Source organism: Pseudomonas quebecensis (assembly GCF_026410085.1).
GTDB classification, from domain to species: domain Bacteria; phylum Pseudomonadota; class Gammaproteobacteria; order Pseudomonadales; family Pseudomonadaceae; genus Aquipseudomonas; species Aquipseudomonas quebecensis.
On sequence record NZ_CP112866.1, the window covers coordinates 4,320,326 to 4,342,936 of the forward strand.

Below are 22,611 nucleotides of genomic sequence, written 5' to 3' on the forward strand. Positions count from 1 at the left end.
GTTGGATCAATGCACATCCTTCCAGTATTCGCGTTTGAGCAGATAGGCGAATACAAAGAAGAAAGCCAGGTACAACAATACATAGGTACCGATGCGCTGATGCTGCAGTTTAACCGGGTTGGCCGAGTAAGCCAGGAAGGTCACGAGGTTCTTGACCTTCTCGTCAAACTGCTCCTCGTTAAGCGCGCCGGTCTTCGGCACGATGGTCAGTTGATCGCAGGCCTCATGGGTCAGAGGCGTTCCGGTCAACGGATCATATTGCTTCTTGCCGTTCTCAACGACCTGAACCTGCTTGCATCCTACCACTTGGCGACCCTGCAGGCCGACCAGAACGTTAGGCATGCCCACGTTCGGGAAGACTTTGTTGTTCACACCCCAGGGGCGCGTCGGATCTTCGTAGAATGATTTGAGGTAGCCGTAGAGCCAATCGGTACCGCGCACACGAGCGACCAGTGTCAGGTCGGGCGGTGCGGCGCCGAACCAGGCCTTGGCATCGGCGGGTTTCATCCCGATATTCATGTGGTCGCCGATCTTGGCCCCTGTGAACACCAATTTCTCCAGCATCATCTCGTGAGGGATGCCCAGGTCATCGGCGACTCGCTCATAGCGCTGGAACTTGGCGCTGTGGCAGCCCATGCAGTAGTTGGCGAACGTCCGCGCACCGTCCTGCATGGCGGCTTTGTCGGACACGTCAATGTCGACCTTTTCCAGTTCCGGGCCGCCATGTTCGGCAGCGAAGGACAGCAGCGGCAGTGCCGCAAGCATTAATGCAACGAATAATTTTTTCATCAGCCAGTCACCCTTTCCGGAACCGGTTTGGTCTTCTCGAGCCGGGTATAGAACGGCATCAGAATGAAGTAGGCGAAGTACAGGAAGGTGCAGACCTGCGACAGCAACGTCCGTTCAGGCGTTGGCGCCAGCACACCCAGGACACCCAGGATCACGAAGGCGATACAGAACACCCACAGCCAGATCTTGCTCAGCCAACCCTTGTAGCGCATGGACTTGACCGGGCTTCGGTCGAGCCAGGGCAGCACGAACAGCACCGCGATGGCCGCACCCATGGCGATTACGCCCATGAGTTTGTCGGGGATCGCCCGCAGGATCGCGTAGAACGGCGTGAAGTACCAGACAGGCGCGATATGCTCAGGTGTCTTGAAGGCGTTCGCCTGTTCGAAGTTAGGCTTCTCCAGGAAATAACCGCCCATCTCCGGGAAAAAGAACACGATCGAGCAGAATACGAACAGGAACACGACCACGCCGACAATGTCTTTGACGGTGTAGTAAGGGTGGAACGGAATGCCATCCAGCGGGATGCCGTTCTCGTCCTTGTGCTTCTTGATATCCACGCCATCGGGGTTGTTGGACCCCACTTCGTGCAGCGCCAGGATGTGCAGCACCACCAGGCCCAGGATCACAATCGGCAGGGCCACTACGTGCAAGGCGAAGAAGCGGTTCAGGGTGATGCCGGAGATCAGGTAGTCACCGCGGATCCACTGGGTCAGGTCGTTGCCGATCACAGGGATCGCGCCAAACAGCGAGATAATCACCTGAGCGCCCCAGTACGACATCTGGCCCCACGGCAGCAGATACCCCATGAAGGCTTCGGCCATCAGCGCCAGGTAAATCAGCATGCCGAAGACCCATACCAGCTCGCGGGGCTTCTGGTAGGAACCGTAGAGCAGGCCACGGAACATGTGCAGGTAGACCACGATGAAAAACGCCGAAGCGCCGGTGGAGTGCAACAGACGCAGGATCGAGCCGTACTCGACGTCGCGCATGATGTATTCGACCGAGGCAAACGCCTCTTCCGCCGACGGGTTATAGCTCATCGTCAACCACACGCCGGTGACGATCTGGTTGACCAGCACCAGCAGCGCCAGGGACCCGAAGAAGTAGAAGAAATTGAAGTTTTTTGGGGCGTAGTATTTGCTGAGATGGTCTTCCCACATTTTAGTGGCGGGGAAACGCGCATCCACCCAATCCATGAACTTGCTCATCACGCGTTCTCCTTATCGAGGCCAATGACAATAAGGTCGTCAGTTTCGTAGGTGTGCGGTGGCACGGGCAGGTTCAATGGAGCAGGCTGAGACTTGTAGACACGACCGGCAAGGTCATAGTGAGAACCGTGGCACGGGCAGAAATACCCGCCGACCCAGTCCTTGCCCAGATCGACAGGGGCTACTTCCGGGCGGAAAGTAGGCGAGCAACCCAAGTGGGTACACAGTCCGACCAGCAGCAGAATCTCTGGCTTGATCGAACGGGCTTCGTTTTTGGCGTAGGCGGGTTGGTCGGATTTCTCGGATTTCGGGTCAGACAGCTGGCCTTCGATCTTTTTCAGATTTCCCAGGATTTCCTCGGTACGACGAACAATGAATACCGGCTGGCCGCGCCATTCAGCAATCATCTGCTGGCCTGGCTCGATCTTGCTGACATTCACTTTCACCGGTGCACCTGCGGCTTTCGCCTTGGCACTGGGAAACCATGACCCCACGAACGGGACCGCAGCCCCCACCGCTCCTGCAGCACCCACCACGGATGTGGCTGCTACCAAGAAGCGACGCCGGCCTGCATTCACGCCGTCATTGCTCATTCAGTCCTCTCCCATCAGCTTTTTGGCCTGTTAAATCAGGCGTCTACTAAGTATTAAATCTGAACTTATAAAAATTTTGCCGAATGGTAATGAAAAGCCCCACCTCTGACAAGGGAATTACCCGGAGCTCCGGCTCCAGGCCTTGTAGTATAGGGGGTCTACGGATGTGGCAAGTTGTCACGGCGATTTTTATGCACAAATCGCGGGCAATAAAAAACGCCCAGCTCCGTAAGGAGGCTGGGCGTTCTTGTGGAACGTAAAGCGAATTAACGCTTCGAGTACTGCGGACGCTTACGCGCTTTACGCAGACCGACTTTCTTACGTTCTACTTCACGGGCATCACGAGTCACGAAGCCAGCTTTGCGCAGAGCGCCACGCAGGGTTTCGTCGTACTGCATCAGAGCGCGAGTGATACCGTGGCGGATTGCGCCAGCTTGACCACTTACACCGCCACCGATAACGGTGACGTAGATGTCGAACTTTTCAACGGTCTCGGTCAGTTCCAGCGGCTGACGAACTACCATGCGGGCAGTTTCGCGGCCGAAGAAGTTGTCCAGGGAGCGGTTGTTGATCGAGATGTTACCAGTGCCCGGACGCAGGAAAACGCGTGCGGTTGCGGTTTTGCGACGGCCAGTGCCGTAATTTTGAGTCGCCGACATAATGAACTATTCCGTTAAAACTTCAGTTCTTGGGGCTGCTGAGCAGCATGAGGGTGGACAGCGCCCGCATAGACTTTCAGCTTGCGAAACATATCGCGACCCAGTGGGCCCTTCGGCAGCATGCCTTTGACCGCGATTTCGATCGGGGCTTCAGGCTTCTTGGAAATCAGGCCTTCAAAGTTGGAAGACTTGATACCGCCTGGGAAACCGGAGTGACGGTAGTACATTTTGTCTTGCGCTTTGTTGCCGGTAACACGTACCTGCTCAGCGTTGATGATCACGATGTAGTCACCGGTGTCAACGTGAGGGGTGTACTCAGGCTTGTGCTTGCCACGCAGACGGCTGGCGACTTCAGTGGCCAGACGACCCAGGGTCTGACCAGCGGCGTCGACGACAAACCAGTCGCGCTGAACTGTTTCCGGTTTTGCAGTAAAAGTTGTCATTCTTTAATAGCCTCAGGGGCCGCCCTGTAAATTAGACGGCGGATCTTACTGAATAGTGCGTACTTTGACAAGTCAAAGGCAGCCGGATACAGACGCTATCGGGGGCTCGGGTCAGCGCGTCCGTTCAACGGCAAGATTCTTCGGCAGGCGGCGCATCACTTCCACTGCAGAAAGAGGTGGGCAATTATGCAGATTGCGAAAAAAAATTCAACCTGCTTTTATGATTGTTTTCCCCGACAGGAGTACCCGATGGATTATCGACAGCTGGGCCGTACGGATCTGAACGTGAGCGCGATAGCCTTGGGCACCATGACCTGGGGCGAGCAGAACAGCGAGGCAGAGGCCTTCGCGCAGATTGAGCGAGCCAAGGCCGCGGGGATCAACTTCCTCGACACCGCGGAAATGTACCCGGTGCCTCCCAAGGCCGATACCTATGCCACCACCGAACGCTACATCGGTCGTTACTTCAAGAGCCGTGGCGACCGCGCCGACTGGATCCTGGCCAGCAAGATCGCCGGCCCCGGCAACACCATCGACTACATCCGCGACGGCTACCTGCGCCATAACCGCAAACACATCGTCGACGCACTGGACGCCAGCCTCAAACGCCTGCAGACCGACTGGATCGACCTGTACCAGTTGCACTGGCCGGAGCGCAGCACCAACTTCTTCGGCCAATTGAGCTACAAGCACAAGGACGAAGACGACCTCACGCCGCTTGAGGAAACCCTCGAAGCGCTGGACGAACAGGTCAAGGCCGGCAAGATCCGTCACATCGGTCTGTCCAATGAAACCCCGTGGGGCACCATGAAATTCCTGGCCCTGGCCGAAGCCCGGGGCTGGACGCGCGCGGTGTCGATCCAGAACCCGTACAACCTGCTCAACCGCAGCTTTGAAGTGGGCCTGGCGGAAGTCGCGATTCGCGAACAATGCGGCCTGCTGGCCTACTCGCCCCTGGCGTTCGGCATGCTCAGCGGCAAATATGAAAACGGTGCCCGCCCGGCTAAGGCCCGCCTGACCGAATACAGCCGTTTCAGCCGCTACTTCAACCCGCAGTCGGAGGCGGCGTGCAGCCGTTATGTGGCACTGGCGCGTGAGCATGGCCTGGACCCGGCGCAGATGGCATTGGCATTTGTGACCCAGCAACCGTTCGTGACCAGCAACATTATTGGCGCAACGTCGCTGGAGCAACTGGACAGCAACATCGCCAGTGCAGATCTGAAGCTGTCGAAGGAAGTACTGGAAGGGATTGAGGCAATTCAGAAGGATCATCCGAATCCGGCGCCTTGATCGATCTGTAGACCGCTATCGGGGGCAAGTCGAATCGTCGCACCGCCCCTCCCACACTTGGAATGCATTCCAATGTGGGAGGGGGCTTGCCCCCGATGACGCATTCAAGACCAGCAAAAATCAAAGCGACCGCGCAATGATCTCCTTCATGATCTCGTTGGTCCCCGCATAAATCCGCTGCACCCGCGCATCCGCCCAGGCGCGGGCAATCGGGTACTCCCACATGAACCCGTAGCCGCCGTGCAACTGCACGCACTCGTCGAGCACCTTGCATTGCAGGTCCGTGGCCCAGTACTTGGCCATCGCCGCCGTAGGCACATCCAGCTTGCCTTCCAGGTGTAACGCCATGCACTGGTCGACGAATACACGGCCGATCTGAATCTCCGTAGCCATTTCGGCCAGTTTGAAACGGGTGTTCTGGAAGTCGGCGATCGCCTTGCCGAATGCCTTGCGCTCACGGGTGTATTGCAGGGTCCACGCCAACGCCGCCTCGGCGGACGACAACGCGCCAATCGCCACGGTCAGGCGCTCCTGGGGCAATTCCTGCATCAGGTAGGCGAAGCCCATGCCGGCCTGGCCCAACAGGTTTTCCTTGGGCACCCGCACATCCTGGAAAAACAGCTCCGAGGTGTCCTGGGCCTTCATGCCCACCTTCTCCAGGCGCTTGCCCTTGGCGAAGCCCGGCGTATCGGCCTCTACCAGAAACAGGCTGGTGCCCTTGGCGCCGGCCTTGGGGTCGGTCTTGGCCACCACGATCACCAGGTCGGCGAGATAGCCGTTGGTAATAAACGTCTTGGAGCCGTTGATCACATACTCATCGCCATCAAGCACGGCGCTGGTCTTGACCCCTTGCAGGTCGGACCCGGCGCCGGGTTCGGTCATCGCAATGGCGGTGACCATCTCGCCGCTGATCAATTTGGGCAGGTATTTATGCTTCAGCGCCTCACTGCCGTAATGCAGGATGTACGGCGCAACAATGTCCGAATGCAGGGAGAACCCGATCCCGGTCAGGCCCAGCCGGCCGATCTCCTCGATCACCACGGCGCTGTAGAGAAAGTCAGCGTCGAGGCCGCCGTAGGCTTGCGGCAGATGAGAGCACAGCAAGCCCGCCTCACCCGCCTTTCTCCACAGGCTGCGGTCGATATAGCCCTGCTTTTCCCATTGGCCATGGAAAGGCACGGCGTCTTTTTCGAGAAAAGTGCGCACGCTCTCGCGAAACAGTTCGTGGTCTGGACTGAACAAGGTTCTCGGGATCATGGGGCACCTGTGTGGATTGTCGGACAAGAACGAACCCACAGAGCCTATGCCGCCCAAGCGTCACGGGACACTGGACACATGCGACAAAAAATAAGACGATCCAGCCGTCTGGTGACCACTTTCCCCTATAAGAATAAATGAAATTATGTCTAATCAAATCTCCACGCCGTTGCGGCGCGTCAGCATTCTGGCCATTGATCGGGTATTCGCGTCCACCCTCATGCAAGCCAAGGATTTCTTTCACCTGGCCAGCCTGCGCTATGGCAAGCAGCAAGGCCTGGGTCTGACCCCGGCGTTCGAAACGCGTCTTGTCAGCCCCGATGCAAAATCGGTGTGCAGCTTCAGTGATGTGATCATGCCGGTGGATGGCGGCCTGGAAGACGCCGACATCATCGTTCTACCGGCCTTCTGGGATGACTTCGACGCCCTGTGCGCCCGCTACCCCCAAGTGTTGCCCTGGCTGCGCGAACAACACGCACGCGGTGCCGTGTTGTGCGGCGAAGCCACCGGGGTGTTCTGGCTCGCCGAAGCCGGCCTGCTCGATGGCAAGGAGGCGACCACCTACTGGCGCTTCTTCAACGCCTTCAGCGAACGCTTCCCCAAGGTCCAGCTCAATCAGGACAAACATCTCACCGACGCCGACAACCTCTACTGCGCCGGCGGCACAACCTCGGCCTGCGATCTCTATATTTATCTGATCGAACGCTTCTGCGGCGCCAATATCGCCCAGGCCGTGGCACGCGACATTCTCTACGAAGTGCAGCGCAGCTATTCACCTGGCCGCATTGGCTTTGGCGGGCAGAAACTGCACCAGGATGTGATCATCCTGCAGATCCAGCACTGGCTGGAAGAGCACTTCGCCGACAAATTCCGCTTCGAAGATGTCGCCCGGGAACACGGTATGAGCATCCGCAACTTCATGCGTCGCTTCCAGACCGCCACCGGGGACAAGCCGCTGCATTACCTGCAGCGTCTGCGCATCGAAACGGCCAAGGGCCTGCTCTCGGGCAGTCGCAAGAGCATCAAGACCATCAGCTATGAGGTGGGTTACGACGATGCGAGTTTCTTTGCGCGGTTGTTTCGCCAACACACCGAGCTATCGCCGAACCAATACCGCCAGCAATTCCAGCAGGCTGCGTAAGCCAATGTGGGAGGGGCTTGCCCCCTCTCACACTTAGGGTTTGTGCCCGCGCGAGAGGAACTCGTGGGACTGCATCTCCAGCAAACGGCTGAGGGTGCGCTGGAATTCGAAGTTCAAGCGACCGCCGGTGTAGAGGTCCTTGAGTTCCACTTCCGCCGAGATGATCAGCTTGACGTTGCGGTCGTAGAACTCGTCGACCATGTTGATAAACCGGCGCGCGATGTCGTCGGTGGTGACGCTCATCTGCTCCACGCCGCTGAGGATCACCGCGTGGAAGATCTTGCCCAGTTCGATGTAGTCGTTCTGGCTGCGCGGGCCGTCGCAGAGTTGGCGGAACTCGAACCAGGCCACGTCATCGCAGGTGCGCAGGGCGATGATTTCGCGATTTTCGATCACCAACTTATCGTTTTCCACCGCCTGGGTGCATTCCGGCGTCAGGGCACGGAAGCTCTTTCGCAAGCTTTCGTGAGCCGCTTCGTTCAGCGGAAAATGGTACAGCTCCGCCTGCTCGAGGTGACGCAGGCGATAGTCGACGCCGCTGTCCACATTGACGATTTCAGTGTGCTGCTTGATCAGCGCGATTGCCGGCAGGAAGCGCGCGCGCTGCAGACCATCCTTGTACAGACCGTCAGGCACGATGTTCGAGGTGGCGACCAGGGTCACGCCATTCTTGAACAGCTCTTCCATCAAGGTGCCAAGAATCATGGCATCGGTGATGTCGGAGACGAAGAACTCATCGAAACAGATCACCCGGGCTTCCTGGGCAAAGCGCTTGGCGATGATAGTCAGCGGGTTTTTCTCGCCCGGCAGCGTCTTCATCTCTTCGTGCACGCGTTTCATGAAGCGGTGGAAGTGGGTGCGGACTTTTTCCTTGAACGGCAGCGCTTCAAAGAAGGTGTCGACCAGATAAGTCTTGCCACGGCCCACGCCGCCCCAGAAATACAGGCCTTTGACCGGCGTATGGTCTTTCTTGCCGAACAGCTTGCTGAGCATCCCGGGCTTGCTTTGCGAAGCTGCAAGCAGGTCCTCGTACAGGCGCTGCAAATGACGCACCGCATTTTCCTGAGCCGCGTCGTGGAAGAACTCAGGGCGTTTCAGATCAGCTTGATATCGTTCTAGGGGCGTCATAATTTCGTTAGCAAGGCAACAAAAACGGGCCGTCACTGTAACGACGGCCCTGGATAATGGCAATCAACCCTTGGTCGGGTTAATCCTCGAGGGGGGCCAACGCGATGCGCAGGGCCTCAATGGCCGCGTCAAGCGACGTAGGGTCGGCAAACTCGGCACTGTCGGCTACCGCGGCGCCGTCCAGCCATACGCTGAAGCGCAGGCCATCGGTGCGCACGTCAAGGGCGTCACCGCTTTGCAGTTGTTTGGTCACCGCACCTGCCGCCTTGCCGTCGGCAAAATGGCGCGACAACAGCAGTTGTTCGCCATCGGCGGCCAGCAGGCGGAAACGGAAACTGCCGTCATCTTCGCGAAAGCTCACGAAACGCGCGGTCTTGGTGGTTTTCTTTTTGGCGCTGACCGGCGCCGCAGCCTGGTTCACGAACGAACGCAGGCCCACCGCCTCACGCAGCTCGGCAAGAAACGGTGCCGCGACGGCGCGGGCTTTCTTCGCCCCGACCAGCAACAGATCTTCCATGTCCGACGGGCGCGACATCAGTTGGTGATAGCGCTCGCGGGCCTCGCCCAACTGGCCGTCCAGCAATTGGAACAGACGGTTCTTCGCCTCGCCCCAACCCAGGCCTTGCAGCAGTTCGTCACGGAACGCCTGCTCCTGGGCCTGCGTGGCAAAGGCCTGGTACAGGGTGAACAGGTGCGAATTGTCCGGATCCTTGGCTTCGCCCGGCGCGCGGGAGTCGGTGACGATGCGCGAGATCGCGTCCTTCATATCCTTGGCGCTGGTGAACAACGGGATGGTGTTATCGTAGCTCTTGGACATCTTGCGGCCATCCAGGCCCGGCAAAGTGGCAACGCTTTCTTCGATCAACGCCTCGGGCATCGTGAAGAATTCCTTACCGTTGCCAAACAGGTGGTTGAAACGCTGGCCGATGTCGCGGGCCATCTCCACATGTTGGATCTGGTCGCGGCCCACCGGCACCTTGTGCGCGTTGAACATCAGGATGTCCGCCGCCATCAGCACCGGGTAGCTGTACAGGCCCATGGTGATACCCGCATCCGGGTCCTCGCCGGTCTCCACGTTCTTATCCACCGAGGCCTTGTAGGCATGGGCGCGGTTGAGCAGGCCCTTGGCGGCGACGCAGGTCAGCAGCCAGGTCAGCTCGGGGATTTCCGGGATGTCAGACTGGCGATAGAAGGTCACCCGGTTCACATCCAGGCCACCGGCCAGCCAGGTCGCGGCGATTTCCATGCGCGAGCGCTGGATGCGCTGCGGGTCATCGCATTTGATCAGGGCGTGGTAGTCGGCCAGGAAGTAAAAGGAATCGGCATTGGCGTCCTGGCTGGCAAGGATGGCCGGGCGAATCGCACCGGCGTAGTTGCCCAGGTGCGGCGTGCCGGTGGTGGTGATGCCGGTGAGGATACGGGTACGAGTCGTCATGGGTAATCGCTTATCAGACTGCTATCAATTCGAGAGACGCGGCAGCACCAGATCTTTGAGATCGGTGAGCTTGCCGTGAAAAAAGTGCCCGCATTCTGCCACTTTCAGCAGCTCATGGGGGCGTTTCAAGGCGGCGGACCAGTCGTAGACCAACTGCGGGTCGACCACTTCGTCGGTTTCCGGTTGGATCAAGGTCAACGGGCAGTCCTGGGGCAGCACATCGTTATCGCTCAGGCGCATCACAGCAGCGGCGACCATGAACAGGTGCGCGAGTTTTTCGCCTTTGGCCTCCAGGCGCCCGCCCAGGCTCGCCGCCACGTAGCCGCCAAAGGAAAACCCGAGCAAGGTGATCGGCAGGCCAGGATGCTTTTCCCGCAGCCAGGTGACGGCCGCTTCGGCATCGTCCACTTCGCCGCTGCTCATGTCGTGGCTGCCGGCACTGGCGCCGACGCCGCGGTAATTGAAACGCAGCGTGATCAAACCGGCATCGCGCGCGGTGCGTTGCAGGGTCGACACGACTTTATTGAGCATGGTCCCGCCCTGCACCGGGTTAGGGTGGCAGATCAGCGCGAGGCCACGTGGTTCGGGCTGATCCAGGTACAGGGCTTCCAATTGGCCTACCGGGCCATCGATCAAAACGGGGGTTTCGCGCATGAGCAAGGAATGAACTCCGTGACCTCTCAATGGGTCGACTCGTCTAGCTAAAAATCTGTGCATGACATCATTGCGAGCTTAATCGCGGTATACAGCGCAGGTCCGAGCCGTTAACGTAAAGCAAAGCCGTTTATAGAGGAAGGACTCGTGGAACACTCGCTCTTAGTTTGGTTGTTGCCGACTCTTGCCCTGGTTGCCGGTGTCGCCATTGGATTCCTGGTTGCTCGCCTGCTGCCGAATGCCGCGCCTAACCGCACGCAGCGTCAGCTCGATGACATCCAGGAACGTTTTGACAGTTATCAGAACGAGGTTGTTACCCACTTCAATAGCACCGCGACCCTGGTCAAGAAGCTCACCCAGAGCTACCAGGAAGTACAGGATCATCTCGCCGATGGCGCTAACCGCCTGGCCCTCGACGACATCACTCGCCAGCGCCTGCTGGCCGCGCTGCACTCCGATGCACCGCAGACACCACGGGAACGCCTGACCCCACCCCGGGAAAACCAGGAACCGCCACGGGACTACGCGCCGAAAACGGCGGATGCTCCAGGCATGCTGGATGAGCATTACGGTTTGAAGAAGTAAGTCATTTTCAAGCAATAGAAAAGCCCGGCTGATCGATGATCAACCGGGCTTTTTGTTGGCCCCCACATTGGGTCTCAGGAGATGGATTGCTCTTGAAGCCACCCGCCTTCGATGCACACATGCCGACCATGAAAGCGTTTGAGGCTGCTGCGATGGCCGACGCTGACGATACTCAGCCCCGGCAACGCATCGATCAGCGCCTGGTACAACGTCGCCTCATCTTCCTCATCCATTGCCGAGGTGGCTTCGTCCATGTACAGCCATTGCGGCGCGAACAGCAAGGCGCGGGCAAACGCCAGGCGCTGTTGTTCGCCCGGCGAGAGCACGCGTTGCCAGTGGTTGGCCTCATCCAGCTGCCCTACCAGATGCGGCAGGCGGCACGTTTCAAGGACCTGTGCATAACGTTGCGCCGAGTAGACGCCGGCGTCCTGTGGATAACTCAACACCGCCTTCAGCGTGCCGATCGGCAGGTAAGGCTTCTGCGGCAGGAACAGGTAACGCCTGGCCGGCAAACGAATGCTGCCGTGACCTGCGGGCCAGAGCTGCCCCATGGCACGCAGCAGGGTACTTTTGCCACTGCCGGAACGGCCACTGAGCATGACGCGCTGACCCGGCTCAACGATCAGGTTGGCATCGGTGAGCAGGTGGCGACCATCCATAAGATTCATGCCCAGCCCCTGCACGACAAGACGCTCGCCCTGCGCGCTCACATCAATGGCCGCCGGGCGTTGTTCGTTTTCCGTCATAGCCTGTTGAAAGCTCAATAGACGGTCGCTGGTGGCGCGCCAGCTGGCCAGGTCGGCGTACGCGCTGATAAACCAGCTGAAATTGCCCTGTACGTTGCCGAAGGCCGAGTTGATTTGCATCAGCTCACCCAACTCGATCTTGCCGGAAAAATAGCGCGGGGCAGCCACGATAAACGCAAAGACGGTAGCAATCTGTTCGTAGCCGGCGGTAAAGAACGTCAGGCGTTTGGACACCTTCATGATGTCCCAGTAGTTATGCCAGACCTTGCCGAACCGTGCGCTCAAGCGTTGGTTTTCGTTGGGCTCGCCGTTGTACAGGGCAATGCTTTCAGCATTCTCGCGCACCCGCACCATGGAGAAACGCAGGTCCGCTTCGAAGCGCTGCTGCTGGTTGCTCAAGCCGATCAGACGACGACCGATCAGGTGGGTCAGCCAACTGCCGACACCGGCGTAGACCAACGCACACCAGAACATGTAGCCGGGGATGGTGATGCCGAAGACTTCGATGCTGCCCGACACGCCCCACAGAATGACCGAGAACGACACGAGGCTGACCACATTGCGCAGCAACCCAAGGCCAAGGCTCAGGGTGTTCTGGGTAAAACTATTGAGGTCTTCGGAAATCCGCTGGTCCGGGTTATCGGTATAACCCCCCTGCTCCAGCTGGTAGTAGTTTTTGTGGCCAAGCCAGCGGGCGAAGTGCTTTTCGGTCAGCCATGCACGCCAGCGAATCGTCAGCATCTGAGTGAGGTAAAGACGGTAGACCGCGCCGAGAATCGCCACGGCGGCGATCCCGCAGAAATACAGGATTTGTTGCCAGAAGGCCGCGGTGTCCTTGTTTTCCAGAGCGTTATAGAAGTCTTTGTACCAGTGGTTGAGCCACACGGAAATTGCCACGCTGAACAGCGACAGGCCAATCACCACTGCCAGCAACAACCAGGCCTTGCCCTTCTCTTCGCTGCGCCAATAAGGCGTGATCATCGCCCACGTTCGGCGAAAGAAATGCCCACGCAGCGCATCGTTGACCGCGGAATATTCAGCGTTCTGATTCATCGTTCAGGCTCGGTAGGAAAGATATGACAGGCGTTCGAACCGATCTTAGGTGATCGGTTCGGGGCTCCGTGCGGCCTGAAGCGGGTTGTTCAGCTTAGGTTCAGCGTCGGACCGGCCGCTTCTGCAGCTTGCGTTGCAGGGTGCGACGGTGCATGCCCAGGGCACGGGCGGTGGCGGAGATATTGCCTTCGTGCTCGGTCAGCACGCGCTGGATGTGTTCCCACTGCAGGCGGTCCACCGACATCGGGTTTTCCGGCACCAGGGTATCGAGGTCGGCGTGCTCGGACAGCAACGCGGCCAGCACGTCGTCGGCATCCGCCGGTTTGCACAGATAGTTGCAGGCGCCGCGCTTGATGGCTTCGACAGCGGTGGCAATGCTGGAGTAGCCGGTGAGGATCACCACGCGCATTTCCGGGTCCAGCTCCAGCAGCTTGGGCAGCAGCACCAGGCCGGAGTCACCGTCCATTTTCAGGTCGAGCGCGGCGTAGTCCGGCAGGTCGGCCTGGGCGATGGTCAGGCCCTCTTCGGCGGACCCGGCGGTGCTCACGCGAAATCCGCGACGACTCATGGCACGTGCCATCACGCGGGTAAACGTAGCGTCGTCATCTACCAGCAGCAGGTGCGGCAGTTCTTCGCCTTCGACTTGGATCTCATCACTCATCGATATCTCCTCGTGCGACACGGGGCAGGCGCAGCTCGGTGAGCGTGCCACCTTCCTCATGACTATAGAGCTTCACTGAGCCGCCGGCGCGGGTCACGCTGGCCTTGCTCAAAAACAGGCCGAGGCCGAAGCCCTTGCCCTTGGTGGTAAAAAATGGTTTTCCGATCTGCTCGGCAATCGCCAGCGGCACGCCCGCGCCGTGGTCGCGAATGCTGATGGTGAGATCTTCGGTGTTCCAGTCCAACTGCACTTCAAGCCCTTCGGGGCAGGCGTCGGCGGCATTGTTCAACAGGTTGAGCAACGCCTGGGTCAGGTCCGGTGGCGGCGCCATGCGCGGTACCGTGCCCTGCCCCAGCAGGTGGAAGCGATAGCTGGCCTCGGGGCGCATCAGGTGCCAGCGGTTCAGGGCTTCATCGAGCCACTGCGTCACGTCCTGCATCTCCACGGCCAGGCGGCGATTGGCTTCGGCGGCGCGCACCAGTTGCTGCAGGGTCAGCTTGCACTGCTTGACCTGTTCCTGCAGCACGCTCAAATCGTCCTGCAGGGCCGGGTCGTGGTGGTCCTGGGTCATTTCCTTGAGCAGTACGCTCATGGTCGCCAGCGGCGTGCCCAATTCATGGGCCGCGCCGGCGGCCTGGGTGGCGACGGCGAGCAATTGTTGATCGCGCAAGCCCTCTTCACGGCGAATGGCGCGCAGTTCTTCCTGGCGACGCAATTCCTCGGCCATGCGCGCGGCAAAAAAGGTGATGACGGCGGCGGACAGCGCAAAGCTCAGCCACATCCCATAGATCTGCAGGTTTTCCCGGGCGATGGGGAAGGTCTGCAGCGGGTAGAACTGGGCCAGCAGCAGGGTATAAAGGGTCAGGGCGATCCCCGACAGCACCACGGAATAGCGCCATGGCAACGTCACTGCCGCGATCGTCAGGGGCACCAGATAATAAGAAACGAAGGGGTTGGTAGAGCCACCCGAGAAATACAGCAACACACTGTGGATAAACAGGTCGCAGGCCAGTTGCAGGGCATATTCCAGCTCGGTCACCGGCCAGGTGGTGCGCAGCCGGATCGCGGTAAACACGCAGAGCACGGTGGAAAACCCAAGGGTCACGCCCAGTGGCAGCCAGGGCAGCGGCAGCAGGTCGAACCAATAGGCAAGCCCCACCGAACCGGCCTGGGCGGCCAGTACCAGAGTACGGATGAACGTCAGGCGCCAAAGGTTCTGGCGGGTGGCGGAAGTCAGTTTTACGGCGGCGAGCATGAGCTCTCCCGGTGAGCGCTGCAGGCGGATCGGCAGGAGTATAAACGAAGCGTCGCCTCGGGCATTGGGTGTGTGGCTCTTTGACGCACCGGGCGCCGTAGCTGCAAGCCGCGAGGTAAAAGCGGCAAGAACTCGCCTCGCCCTTCGCTTGCTTGCGGCTTTAAACTTTTTCCAATTCATAAACCCGAAGAACCCGTTACCACCGTCTACAGTCATACCGATACGACCCCCCTAAGGAGCTTCCATGTCTCGTTTCACTCGCAGCGCAGCCATCCTCACCCTCAGCGCCGGCGCCCTGGCCAGCTTTTCGGCCATGGCGGCCGATGAACTGCACTACAACCAGATCTCCCTGCGCGCCGAGGCCAGCCAGGAAGTGGCCCGCGACAAGATGATCGTCACGCTCTATACCGAATCCCAGAACACCGATCCGGCCAAGCTCGCCGCCGACATCACCACCACCGTGAATCAGGCGCTGGGCCAGGCCCGCGAAGTCAAAGCCGTGACCCTGCGCCAGGGCAGCCGCAACAGTTACCCGATCTATGACAACAAAACCCAGAAGATCACCGGCTGGCGCGAACGCGCCGAACTGCGCCTGGAAAGCGCGGACTTCCCGGCGCTCTCCAAACTGACAGGTGAATTACTGAACACCCTGAAAATGGGCGGCATGGATTTCGCCATCGCCGACGCCACCCGCAAAGCCAGCGAAGATGCGCTGCTCAAGGACGCGGTCGCTGCGTTCAAGGCCCGCGCTCAACTGGCCACCGACGCACTGGGGGGCAAGGGTTACAAGATCGTCAACCTGAATTTCAACACCAACGGTTATCCACAGCCGTATGAGCGCGGCGCGATGATGATGAAGGGGGCCTTGATGGATTCGGCGCCGACTCCGGAAGTGGAAGCCGGCACCAGCAAGGTCAGCATGAGCGCCGACGGAACCATCGAAGTACTGCAGTAAGCGCACGGCTGAGGCGAACGGGCTTGTTACCGCGCAATGCGTGCCCGTTTCGCCGCTTTATGCACTCGTTCATGGCTGCGCCCCCTTGGAGTAAATGTAACCGCCTTGATCAGGGCACATCGCACGTTACACACCTCCACGCCCCGCCGACGCCCGGCGGCACGGTTGGCACGCGCCCTCAGTCACGGCGGCCGCGCACTCCCGCCATTTGATCTATGTCCATAGATGTCCCTTGCAACATTCCTGTGAACACGCACAACGCCCACGCCGGAACGTCCGCGCGCTCATTTCCCACGCACCTATCGAACACCTGAACGCCAGGGAGGCTCATTTACGGAGATCGATACAGAATGATTACCCCTGCCACCACCACTATTCCGACAACCGTATCCGATTCGTCGCACATGTCAGCGCCCCCATACCTGCAGGCGGACACGGTGGGCGCTGAACATCAACCTCGCCGCAAAAGTGCCAAACGGCGCAATCATCACCAAACACTGATACCGGGCCTGCCGTATAACCCGGGGGTAGAGAAATACATCTGGAAAGCCAAAGACGGGTTCAAAACCCCCAGTCAGAGTACCGCCGAGATTATCAGGTCAGAGCTGAAGACCCGCTGGGGCAAGGACATCGATCCCGACAATACGTTTATCGTGACCTTGAACTACGACCCCAAGCAGCCACAGCCCAGGGGCGGCAAAGTTCTGAATAAGATTTCCCTGACCCAGGCCGCACTGCATAACGTACAGCGCGCCAATAAAAACGATGAGCACCAGACACCGCTCGAAAAGCAGCGGTCCACCCTGCACACCTGGCTTGGTCGGCTGGCGCCTTTGCTGCCTCTCCCGGCGGTCGTGGATGAAATTGACACGCTGGCGCGGCGACAGAGGACTTATGAAGGCATATTTGTCGGGGCAGAACCTGGCGGCAGGGAGGTCTATAACAGTCGCAACCTGCTGAGGCAGACGCCAGCGGCGTTTCGAGACATCGTGTGGAACACCGAACTGAGCAAACCGTACACCCAATTCCTGAACGAGTTCTGGCCCGCCCATGAGGGCAAATACGCACAACTGAGCAAGGCATCCCTGGTGGGCGCGGCCCTCAGTCAATTTGAAAACGACAGCTTGAGCGCCAGTGACACCAACCTGGTGATGCGCGCCGCCGGCCTGCCGCCGAATACGACCTGGGAAAACCTCAAGCTGGACGACCTGGCCCCGGCCACCACCCAGGACCCAAGCGTGGAAGTCGGGCTGCTGAGCATCAATGGCTTCAAGTCCACGGACCTGCTCTGCATCACCGACAAAACCCCTCGATTCGATGCCGACGGCAAACCCGCTACCCGTACCTTGCTGTACATCCCCGGTAATTCTTCGCCGCTGCATACCTTCGACAGCCAGGCGCAGATGAAGCGCTGGCTGGCTGAACAGGCCGCTGACCCGGTCAAGCGCGAAGCCCTGTCGATGCATTTCCCCTTGCGTGACCAGGCTGATCGACATTTCTCCGACGGGGTCAATCAAACACTGGTCGGGCTCGGCGGCTGGTCGAAAAAAGACGCTCCCGATGCCGGGTTTCTCGAACGCCTGAACGAATTCGACCCGCAAACGTTTATCACCATTGAAACGCTGTCCGATGACCCGTTCGATGTCATGACCCAGCGTCAGAAAGCGCGCTCCTACGCCGATGCCGAAACCGAAATCACCACCGACGGCGATGTCACCAAAGCCACGATCCTGGAAGTGTTGGAGACCACCACTAAAGTCGCCTTAATGATGACCCCGCTCGCCATGGTCATGCCCGAAGTGGCGGTGGGCCTGGAGCTGTACTACGTCGCCGCCGGCGCGGTGGAAGTCGGGGTGGGCGCCGATGACCTCAGGCATGGCAAGCCAGGTGGGGCCGACCATATCGTGTTCGGTGTGCTGAATGCGCTGCCCGTCATCGCCGGCGGTGCCACCCGCCTGGCCAAGGGCGAGGTCGCTGCGGGAAAAACCCTGGGAGAAGCGCTGCCACCCCGCGAGCCGACTGTGACCGAGCGCGGCATCGAACAGAGCCCGGCCAATCGCTTGCGCCCGTCCCAGGCCGCCGATATCAGCGCATATGCCGTACCAGATGGCGAAGGGCTTATTGAAGGCATGCAGCCAAATTCCAAAGGCATGTATCAAGTCAAAGACAGCGCCGGAGCAGACCATTGGTATATCCGTTATACCGACGCAACAAGAACGCCCAAGGTGTACGAGATTAAAGGCAACTTCAAACTCAGCAACGACTACGCGCAGATCATTGATTCTGCCAACGGCAAGCCTGTGATGATAGTGCACTCAGACGGCAAGGGCGGATGGGCTCGCGCTGCCGCCGATGGCGGCGTTGTGTGGCCATGGCAACGCCGGGCTTCGCCAACGCCCAGTGATGATCCAAAGACTCCTGCCACCTTCGCCGATGAATTCCTCGAAATTGATGGTAAAAAAATGGCCGGAGCCGAAAAACTCGATGAAGTCTTGAGAGCAAGAGCGGGAACCAACTTCGAACTCTCCAGCAGGAACTTCGAGGAAAACGGGCTCGTTAAAAGAAGGTTTAACACCTCTTGGAACATCGACGAAACCGGGTTCGCTGTCGAGCCTGGAGAGAAAGCACAAATGACGGAACTCAGTTCCAGCGAGTACTCACCCAACTTTGTCCTCGATATCAATCGTTGTCCTTACACCGTTACCACTACAGAAAACGGTCTGTCAGTGACCACGAAACTGGACGCCGTAGCCGGCACGTCAGAGGGTATCCAGCGAGCAAGGTTGGCGCAGTTCGAGGCGGTGATTCCCGATGCTCAATTGCGGGCCCGCATCTCCGAGGTGGCCCATCAAGGCTCTACCTTCCCTGCCATCGCTGATTTGCATGGGGGGGCGGGACTGCAGGAAGGCTACTACTACGGTGCTGACAATACCCATTTTCAGATTGATTATGACTCCTCCCGCAACCTGGCGAAGGTCCATGTCACCTCTGAAGGGCACCTCTCTATGCCGGAGCAAGACATCAACCGCGTTCCCGGCGTACAGGTAACCATCAAGAGAAGCTTCACGATTGGCGAGGGTAATCAGTCGAACAGCTTATATGAGATCGGCAAAGCGGCCCCCACCACAATCGATGTCAGCGTCACAGCCAATCCATAAAACCGGCGAATAACTTCTTACTTGACTCCCCTGAACGGCGGTAACCTCGGTGACCGCCGTTTTCGTTCGGGCAGCTTTTATACGCCTGCCACTTCAGGAGTCTCCATGGAAAGAACCGTCTTGAAACCGCTGATCCTGGCTGCAAGCCTTCTGGCTTTCATGCCTCTCGCCCACGCTGCCAGCACCCTGGTCTATTGCTCCGAAGCCAGCCCCGCCGGCTTCGACCCCAGCCAGTACACCAGCGGCACCGATTTCGATGCCTCCGCCGAAACCGTATTTAACCGCCTGACCCAGTTCAAGCGCGGCGGTACCGAAGTCGAACCTGGCCTGGCGACAAGCTGGGAGGTGTCCAACGACGGGCTGACCTACACCTTTCATCTGCGCGAAGGGGTGAAATTCCACACCACCGACTTCTTTACGCCGACCCGCGACTTCAATGCCGACGACGTGCTGTTTACCTTCAATCGCCTGTTGGATGCGCAAAGCCCGTTCCGCAAGGCTTACCCGTCCGAGTCGCCGTATTTCACCGATATGGGCCTGAACACCACGATCAAGCACATCGACAAACTCGACGATCACACCGTGCGTTTCAGCCTGAACAACGTCGACGCCTCGTTCGTGCAAAACCTGGCCATGAGCTTCGCCTCGGTGCAGTCCGCCGAATACGCCACGCAGCTGTTGAAGGAAGGCAAGGCGGCCGACATCAACCAGAAACCTGTGGGCACCGGGCCGTTCGTATTCAAGCGTTATCAGAAAGACTCGCAGATTCGCTACGTCGCCAATAAACAGTATTGGAAACCCGAGGACGTAAAACTCGACAACCTGGTGTTCGCTATCACCCCCGACGCCGCCTCGCGCCTGCAAAAACTCAAGGCCGGCGAATGCCAGGTCAGCGGGTACCCGCGCCCGGCCGACATCGAAATAATGAAACAGGACCCCAACCTGCGCGTACTGCAACAGGCCGGTTTCAACCTGGGGTTCCTGGCCTACAACGTGACGCACCCGCCGCTGGACCAGCTCAAGGTGCGCCAGGCGCTGGACATGGCCATCGACAAACCCGCCATCATCAAGGCGGTGTATCAGGGCGCCGGACAATTGGCGCAGAACGCGCTGCCACCGGCCCAGTGGTCTTATGACCCATCGGTGAAGGACGCGCCCTACGACCCGACCAAGGCCAAGGCGCTACTAAAAGAAGCAGGGGTTGCACCAGGTACCACCATCGATCTGTGGGCGATGACCGTGCAACGCGCTTCCAATCCAAACGCGCGCATGTCGGCGCAAATGATCCAACAGGATTGGGCCAAAGTAGGCATCAAGGCCAACATCGTCAGCTATGAGTGGGGCGAATACATCAAGCGCGCCAAAAATGGCGAGCATGACGCGATGATTTATGGCTGGACCGGCGACAACGGCGACCCGGATAACTGGCTGGGCGTGCTCTACAGTTGTGCCGCGGTCAAGGGCAGCAACTACGCCAAATGGTGTAACCCGACATACGACAAACTGGTGCAGCAGGCCAAAGTCAGCAACGACCGCGAGCAGCGCATCAAGTGGTATCAACAGGCGCAAAAAATCCTTAAGGAACAAGTACCTATAACGCCTATTGCGAACTCGACGGTTTTCCAACCCCTGCGCAAGGAGGTCCAGGACTTCAAGATCAGCCCGTTTGGGCTGACGCCGTTCTACGGGGTGAGTCTGGAGAAGTAACAACCGCGCCCCAACCGAGTGCGCTAGACGCCTCGGTGGGGCTTTTTTGGTGCGGCCGCTGCACCGAAAAAACCCTCAAAAGACGTGCAATTATGTCGAAACTTTCATAATTGCGACATTCCTGTACGTTCGTACCACTCTTTCCGCCTTGCAACTGTTCAACATCTTGCAATGGGTATGGCGCCTGCATAAGTATCCGCAGGCCGACTCACGAGGTCGCCCTCACCACCAAAAATGACAACAAATCATGAGGCCAACATGCTTAAACACGCAGTCCTTCCGCTATTAGTCAGCGCTGGCCTTATGGCCGCGGCCCCTTTCGCCCACGCGGCGGCTAACCTGGTGTTCTGCTCCGAGGGGAGCCCGGCCGGTTTCGATCCAGGCCAGTACACCACCGGAACAGACTTCGATGCTTCGGCCGAAACCATGTTCAACCGCCTCAGTCAGTTCGAGCGCGGCGGCACCGCCGTGGTACCTGGCCTGGCCACCAGCTGGGATGTGTCCCCGGATGGCCTGACCTACACCTTCCACCTGCGTGAAGGCGTCAAGTTCCATACCACCCCGTACTTCAAGCCCACTCGTGAATTCTCGGCCGACGACGTACTGTTCACCTTTAACCGGATGATCAATAAAGACGATCCATTCCGTAAGGCCTACCCTACCGAGTTCCCGTACTTCACGGACATGGGGATGGACACCAATATCAAGAACATCGAGAAAATCGATGACCACACCGTCAAGTTCACCCTTGGCACCGTGGATGCGGCATTTATCCAGAACCTGGCCATGAGCTTCGCGTCGATCCAATCGGCCGAATACGCAGCCCAGCTGTTGAAAGAAGGCAAGCCTGCGGACATCAACCAGAAGCCTGTCGGCACTGGCCCGTTCGTGTTCAAGAGCTACCAGAAAGACTCCAACATTCGTTACACCGGCAACAAGGATTACTGGAAGCCCGAAGACGTGAAGATCGACAACCTGATCTTCGCCATCACCACCGACCCGTCGGTGCGCATCCAGAAGCTCAAGAAAAACGAATGCCAGATCACCCTTTTCCCGCGTCCGGCCGACCTCAAGGCACTGGGCGAAGACAAGGACCTGAAACTGCCGCACCAGGCCGGTTTCAACCTGGGCTACGTGGCCTACAACGTCATGGACAAGGTCAAGGGCAGCGACCAGCCCAACCCGCTGGCTGACCTGCGTGTGCGCCAGGCGCTGGACATGGCGGTGAACAAGCAGCAGATCATCGACTCCGTCTACCAGGGCGCGGGGCAACTGGCCGTCAACGCCATGCCGCCGACCCAGTGGTCCTATGACACCACCATCAAAGATGCCAAGTACGACCCTGAGAAAGCCAAGGCGCTGCTCAAGGAAGCCGGCGTCAAGGAAGGCACCGAGATCGTGCTGTGGGCCATGCCGGTTCAGCGTCCGTACAACCCGAACGCCAAGCTGATGGCAGAGATGCTGCAGAACGACTGGTCCAAGATCGGCCTGAAGGTCAAGATCACCAGCTACGAGTGGGGCGAGTACATCAAGCGCTCCAAAGGCGGCGAGAACCAGGCCATGATCATTGGCTGGAGCGGCGACAATGGTGACCCGGACAACTGGCTGAACGTGCTGTTCGGCTGCGACTCGCTGTCCGGCAACAACTTCTCCAAGTGGTGTGACAAGAAATTCGACGGCATCGTGAAGGAGGCCAAGGCCACTTCCGACGTCGCTAAACGCACCGAGCTGTACAAGCAGGCGCAACATATCCTCAAAGATGCAGTCCCGATGACACCTATCGCGCACTCGACGGTGTATCAACCCATGCGTAACACCGTGCAGGACTTCAAGATCAGCCCATTCGGCCTGAACTCGTTCTATGGCGTTAGCGTAAGCGGCAAGTAAGGAT

General features: G+C 59.0%; 19 protein-coding genes. 7 read left to right on the forward strand and 12 right to left on the reverse strand.

Annotated elements, in window-relative coordinates:
• Positions 1 to 6: 6 nt before the first annotated feature.
• The 5 genes from OSC50_RS20120 to rplM form a co-directional block, all read right to left on the reverse strand.
• The gene (locus OSC50_RS20120; protein WP_181080604.1) at positions 7 to 789 is read right to left on the reverse strand and encodes a cytochrome c1; all 783 of its coding nucleotides are present in this window, start codon (positions 787 to 789) and stop codon (positions 7 to 9) included.
• Positions 789 to 2,000 carry a cytochrome b gene (locus OSC50_RS20125; protein ID WP_034095878.1) on the reverse strand — a complete coding sequence of 404 codons (1,212 nt, stop codon included), beginning with the start codon at positions 1,998 to 2,000 and terminating at the stop codon, positions 789 to 791. Before OSC50_RS20125 ends, OSC50_RS20120 begins: the two co-directional genes overlap by 1 nt.
• Complete coding sequence (gene petA / locus OSC50_RS20130; RefSeq protein ID WP_034095877.1) at positions 2,000 to 2,593, reverse strand: ubiquinol-cytochrome c reductase iron-sulfur subunit; 594 nt, start codon at positions 2,591 to 2,593, stop codon at positions 2,000 to 2,002. Before petA ends, OSC50_RS20125 begins: the two co-directional genes overlap by 1 nt.
• A 266-nt stretch (positions 2,594 to 2,859) precedes the next feature.
• Complete coding sequence (gene rpsI, locus OSC50_RS20135; protein WP_002555064.1) at positions 2,860 to 3,252, reverse strand: 30S ribosomal protein S9; 393 nt, start codon at positions 3,250 to 3,252, stop codon at positions 2,860 to 2,862.
• A 14-nt stretch (positions 3,253 to 3,266) separates the two neighbouring features.
• Positions 3,267 to 3,695 carry a 50S ribosomal protein L13 gene (rplM, locus tag OSC50_RS20140; RefSeq protein ID WP_003171742.1) on the reverse strand — a complete coding sequence of 143 codons (429 nt, stop codon included), beginning with the start codon at positions 3,693 to 3,695 and terminating at the stop codon, positions 3,267 to 3,269.
• 249 nt (positions 3,696 to 3,944) lie between these two features.
• Between rplM and OSC50_RS20145 the strand changes: the two genes are divergently transcribed.
• Positions 3,945 to 4,985: an NADP(H)-dependent aldo-keto reductase gene (locus tag OSC50_RS20145; protein ID WP_266245977.1), complete on the forward strand. Its 1,041-nt coding sequence runs from the start codon at positions 3,945 to 3,947 to the stop codon at positions 4,983 to 4,985.
• Between the two features lie 120 nt (positions 4,986 to 5,105).
• Here the strand turns inward: OSC50_RS20145 and OSC50_RS20150 are convergent, their stop codons facing one another.
• Entirely contained in the window at positions 5,106 to 6,242 is a 1,137-nt protein-coding gene (locus OSC50_RS20150) for an acyl-CoA dehydrogenase family protein (protein ID WP_266245975.1), read from the reverse strand.
• Positions 6,243 to 6,486: 244 nt separating this feature from the next.
• On the opposite strand from OSC50_RS20150, the gene OSC50_RS20155 reads away from it, so the two are divergent.
• Positions 6,487 to 7,383, forward strand: a complete 897-nt coding sequence (locus OSC50_RS20155) for a GlxA family transcriptional regulator (protein WP_181080651.1) — start codon at positions 6,487 to 6,489, stop codon at positions 7,381 to 7,383.
• Between the two features lie 33 nt (positions 7,384 to 7,416).
• On the opposite strand, the gene zapE is transcribed toward OSC50_RS20155, so the two are convergent.
• The 3 genes from zapE to OSC50_RS20170 all read right to left on the reverse strand — a co-directional run bounded on the left by zapE (position 7,417) and on the right by OSC50_RS20170 (position 10,600).
• Positions 7,417 to 8,511: a cell division protein ZapE gene (gene zapE / locus OSC50_RS20160; RefSeq protein ID WP_181080601.1), complete on the reverse strand. Its 1,095-nt coding sequence runs from the start codon at positions 8,509 to 8,511 to the stop codon at positions 7,417 to 7,419.
• Positions 8,512 to 8,590: 79 nt separating this feature from the next.
• On the reverse strand, positions 8,591 to 9,946 hold the full coding sequence (locus tag OSC50_RS20165) for a tryptophan--tRNA ligase (RefSeq protein ID WP_253510460.1): 1,356 nt from the start codon (positions 9,944 to 9,946) through the stop codon (positions 8,591 to 8,593).
• Positions 9,947 to 9,970: 24 nt separating this feature from the next.
• On the reverse strand, positions 9,971 to 10,600 hold the full coding sequence (locus OSC50_RS20170) for an alpha/beta hydrolase (RefSeq protein ID WP_181080599.1): 630 nt from the start codon (positions 10,598 to 10,600) through the stop codon (positions 9,971 to 9,973).
• Between the two features lie 147 nt (positions 10,601 to 10,747).
• Between OSC50_RS20170 and OSC50_RS20175 the strand changes: the two genes are divergently transcribed.
• Positions 10,748 to 11,185 carry a Z-ring associated ZapG family protein gene (locus tag OSC50_RS20175; protein WP_034095870.1) on the forward strand — a complete coding sequence of 146 codons (438 nt, stop codon included), beginning with the start codon at positions 10,748 to 10,750 and terminating at the stop codon, positions 11,183 to 11,185.
• 74 nt (positions 11,186 to 11,259) lie between these two features.
• On the opposite strand, the gene OSC50_RS20180 is transcribed toward OSC50_RS20175, so the two are convergent.
• The 3 genes from OSC50_RS20180 to OSC50_RS20190 form a co-directional block, all read right to left on the reverse strand.
• Positions 11,260 to 12,984, reverse strand: coding sequence for an ABC transporter ATP-binding protein/permease (locus OSC50_RS20180; RefSeq protein WP_266245973.1), 1,725 nt, complete (start codon positions 12,982 to 12,984; stop codon positions 11,260 to 11,262).
• A 100-nt stretch (positions 12,985 to 13,084) separates the two neighbouring features.
• Complete coding sequence (locus OSC50_RS20185) at positions 13,085 to 13,645, reverse strand: response regulator transcription factor (RefSeq protein ID WP_003171731.1); 561 nt, start codon at positions 13,643 to 13,645, stop codon at positions 13,085 to 13,087.
• The gene (locus tag OSC50_RS20190; RefSeq protein WP_181080597.1) at positions 13,638 to 14,900 is read right to left on the reverse strand and encodes an ATP-binding protein; all 1,263 of its coding nucleotides are present in this window, start codon (positions 14,898 to 14,900) and stop codon (positions 13,638 to 13,640) included. Before OSC50_RS20190 ends, OSC50_RS20185 begins: the two co-directional genes overlap by 8 nt.
• A gap of 244 nt (positions 14,901 to 15,144) precedes the next feature.
• On the opposite strand from OSC50_RS20190, the gene OSC50_RS20195 reads away from it, so the two are divergent.
• The 4 genes from OSC50_RS20195 (at position 15,145) to OSC50_RS20210 (ending at position 22,607) form a co-directional block, all read left to right on the forward strand.
• Positions 15,145 to 15,855: an SIMPL domain-containing protein gene (locus OSC50_RS20195; protein WP_181080596.1), complete on the forward strand. Its 711-nt coding sequence runs from the start codon at positions 15,145 to 15,147 to the stop codon at positions 15,853 to 15,855.
• 350 nt (positions 15,856 to 16,205) lie between these two features.
• Positions 16,206 to 19,013 (forward strand): dermonecrotic toxin domain-containing protein, encoded by a 2,808-nt coding sequence (locus OSC50_RS20200; protein WP_266245972.1) that lies wholly within the window; start codon positions 16,206 to 16,208, stop codon positions 19,011 to 19,013.
• A 105-nt stretch (positions 19,014 to 19,118) separates the two neighbouring features.
• Positions 19,119 to 20,720 carry an ABC transporter substrate-binding protein gene (locus tag OSC50_RS20205; RefSeq protein WP_266245971.1) on the forward strand — a complete coding sequence of 534 codons (1,602 nt, stop codon included), beginning with the start codon at positions 19,119 to 19,121 and terminating at the stop codon, positions 20,718 to 20,720.
• 258 nt (positions 20,721 to 20,978) lie between these two features.
• Complete coding sequence (locus OSC50_RS20210) at positions 20,979 to 22,607, forward strand: ABC transporter substrate-binding protein (protein ID WP_181080593.1); 1,629 nt, start codon at positions 20,979 to 20,981, stop codon at positions 22,605 to 22,607.
• Positions 22,608 to 22,611 lie beyond the last annotated feature (4 nt).

Coding starts and splice junctions, on each gene's coding strand:
- OSC50_RS20185 (WP_003171731.1), bottom strand. CDS start 13,645: ATGAGTGATGAGATCCAAGTCGAAGGCGAAGAACTGCCGCACCTGCTG.
- OSC50_RS20165 (WP_253510460.1), bottom strand. CDS start 9,946: ATGACGACTCGTACCCGTATCCTCACCGGCATCACCACCACCGGCACG.
- OSC50_RS20125 (WP_034095878.1), bottom strand. CDS start 2,000: ATGAGCAAGTTCATGGATTGGGTGGATGCGCGTTTCCCCGCCACTAAA.
- OSC50_RS20120 (WP_181080604.1), bottom strand. CDS start 789: ATGAAAAAATTATTCGTTGCATTAATGCTTGCGGCACTGCCGCTGCTG.
- OSC50_RS20170 (WP_181080599.1), bottom strand. CDS start 10,600: ATGCGCGAAACCCCCGTTTTGATCGATGGCCCGGTAGGCCAATTGGAA.
- OSC50_RS20195 (WP_181080596.1), top strand. CDS start 15,145: ATGTCTCGTTTCACTCGCAGCGCAGCCATCCTCACCCTCAGCGCCGGC.
- OSC50_RS20145 (WP_266245977.1), top strand. CDS start 3,945: ATGGATTATCGACAGCTGGGCCGTACGGATCTGAACGTGAGCGCGATA.
- petA (WP_034095877.1), bottom strand. CDS start 2,593: ATGAGCAATGACGGCGTGAATGCAGGCCGGCGTCGCTTCTTGGTAGCA.
- OSC50_RS20205 (WP_266245971.1), top strand. CDS start 19,119: ATGGAAAGAACCGTCTTGAAACCGCTGATCCTGGCTGCAAGCCTTCTG.
- rplM (WP_003171742.1), bottom strand. CDS start 3,695: ATGACAACTTTTACTGCAAAACCGGAAACAGTTCAGCGCGACTGGTTT.
- OSC50_RS20200 (WP_266245972.1), top strand. CDS start 16,206: ATGATTACCCCTGCCACCACCACTATTCCGACAACCGTATCCGATTCG.
- zapE (WP_181080601.1), bottom strand. CDS start 8,511: ATGACGCCCCTAGAACGATATCAAGCTGATCTGAAACGCCCTGAGTTC.
- OSC50_RS20190 (WP_181080597.1), bottom strand. CDS start 14,900: ATGCTCGCCGCCGTAAAACTGACTTCCGCCACCCGCCAGAACCTTTGG.
- OSC50_RS20150 (WP_266245975.1), bottom strand. CDS start 6,242: ATGATCCCGAGAACCTTGTTCAGTCCAGACCACGAACTGTTTCGCGAG.
- OSC50_RS20180 (WP_266245973.1), bottom strand. CDS start 12,984: ATGAATCAGAACGCTGAATATTCCGCGGTCAACGATGCGCTGCGTGGG.
- rpsI (WP_002555064.1), bottom strand. CDS start 3,252: ATGTCGGCGACTCAAAATTACGGCACTGGCCGTCGCAAAACCGCAACC.
- OSC50_RS20210 (WP_181080593.1), top strand. CDS start 20,979: ATGCTTAAACACGCAGTCCTTCCGCTATTAGTCAGCGCTGGCCTTATG.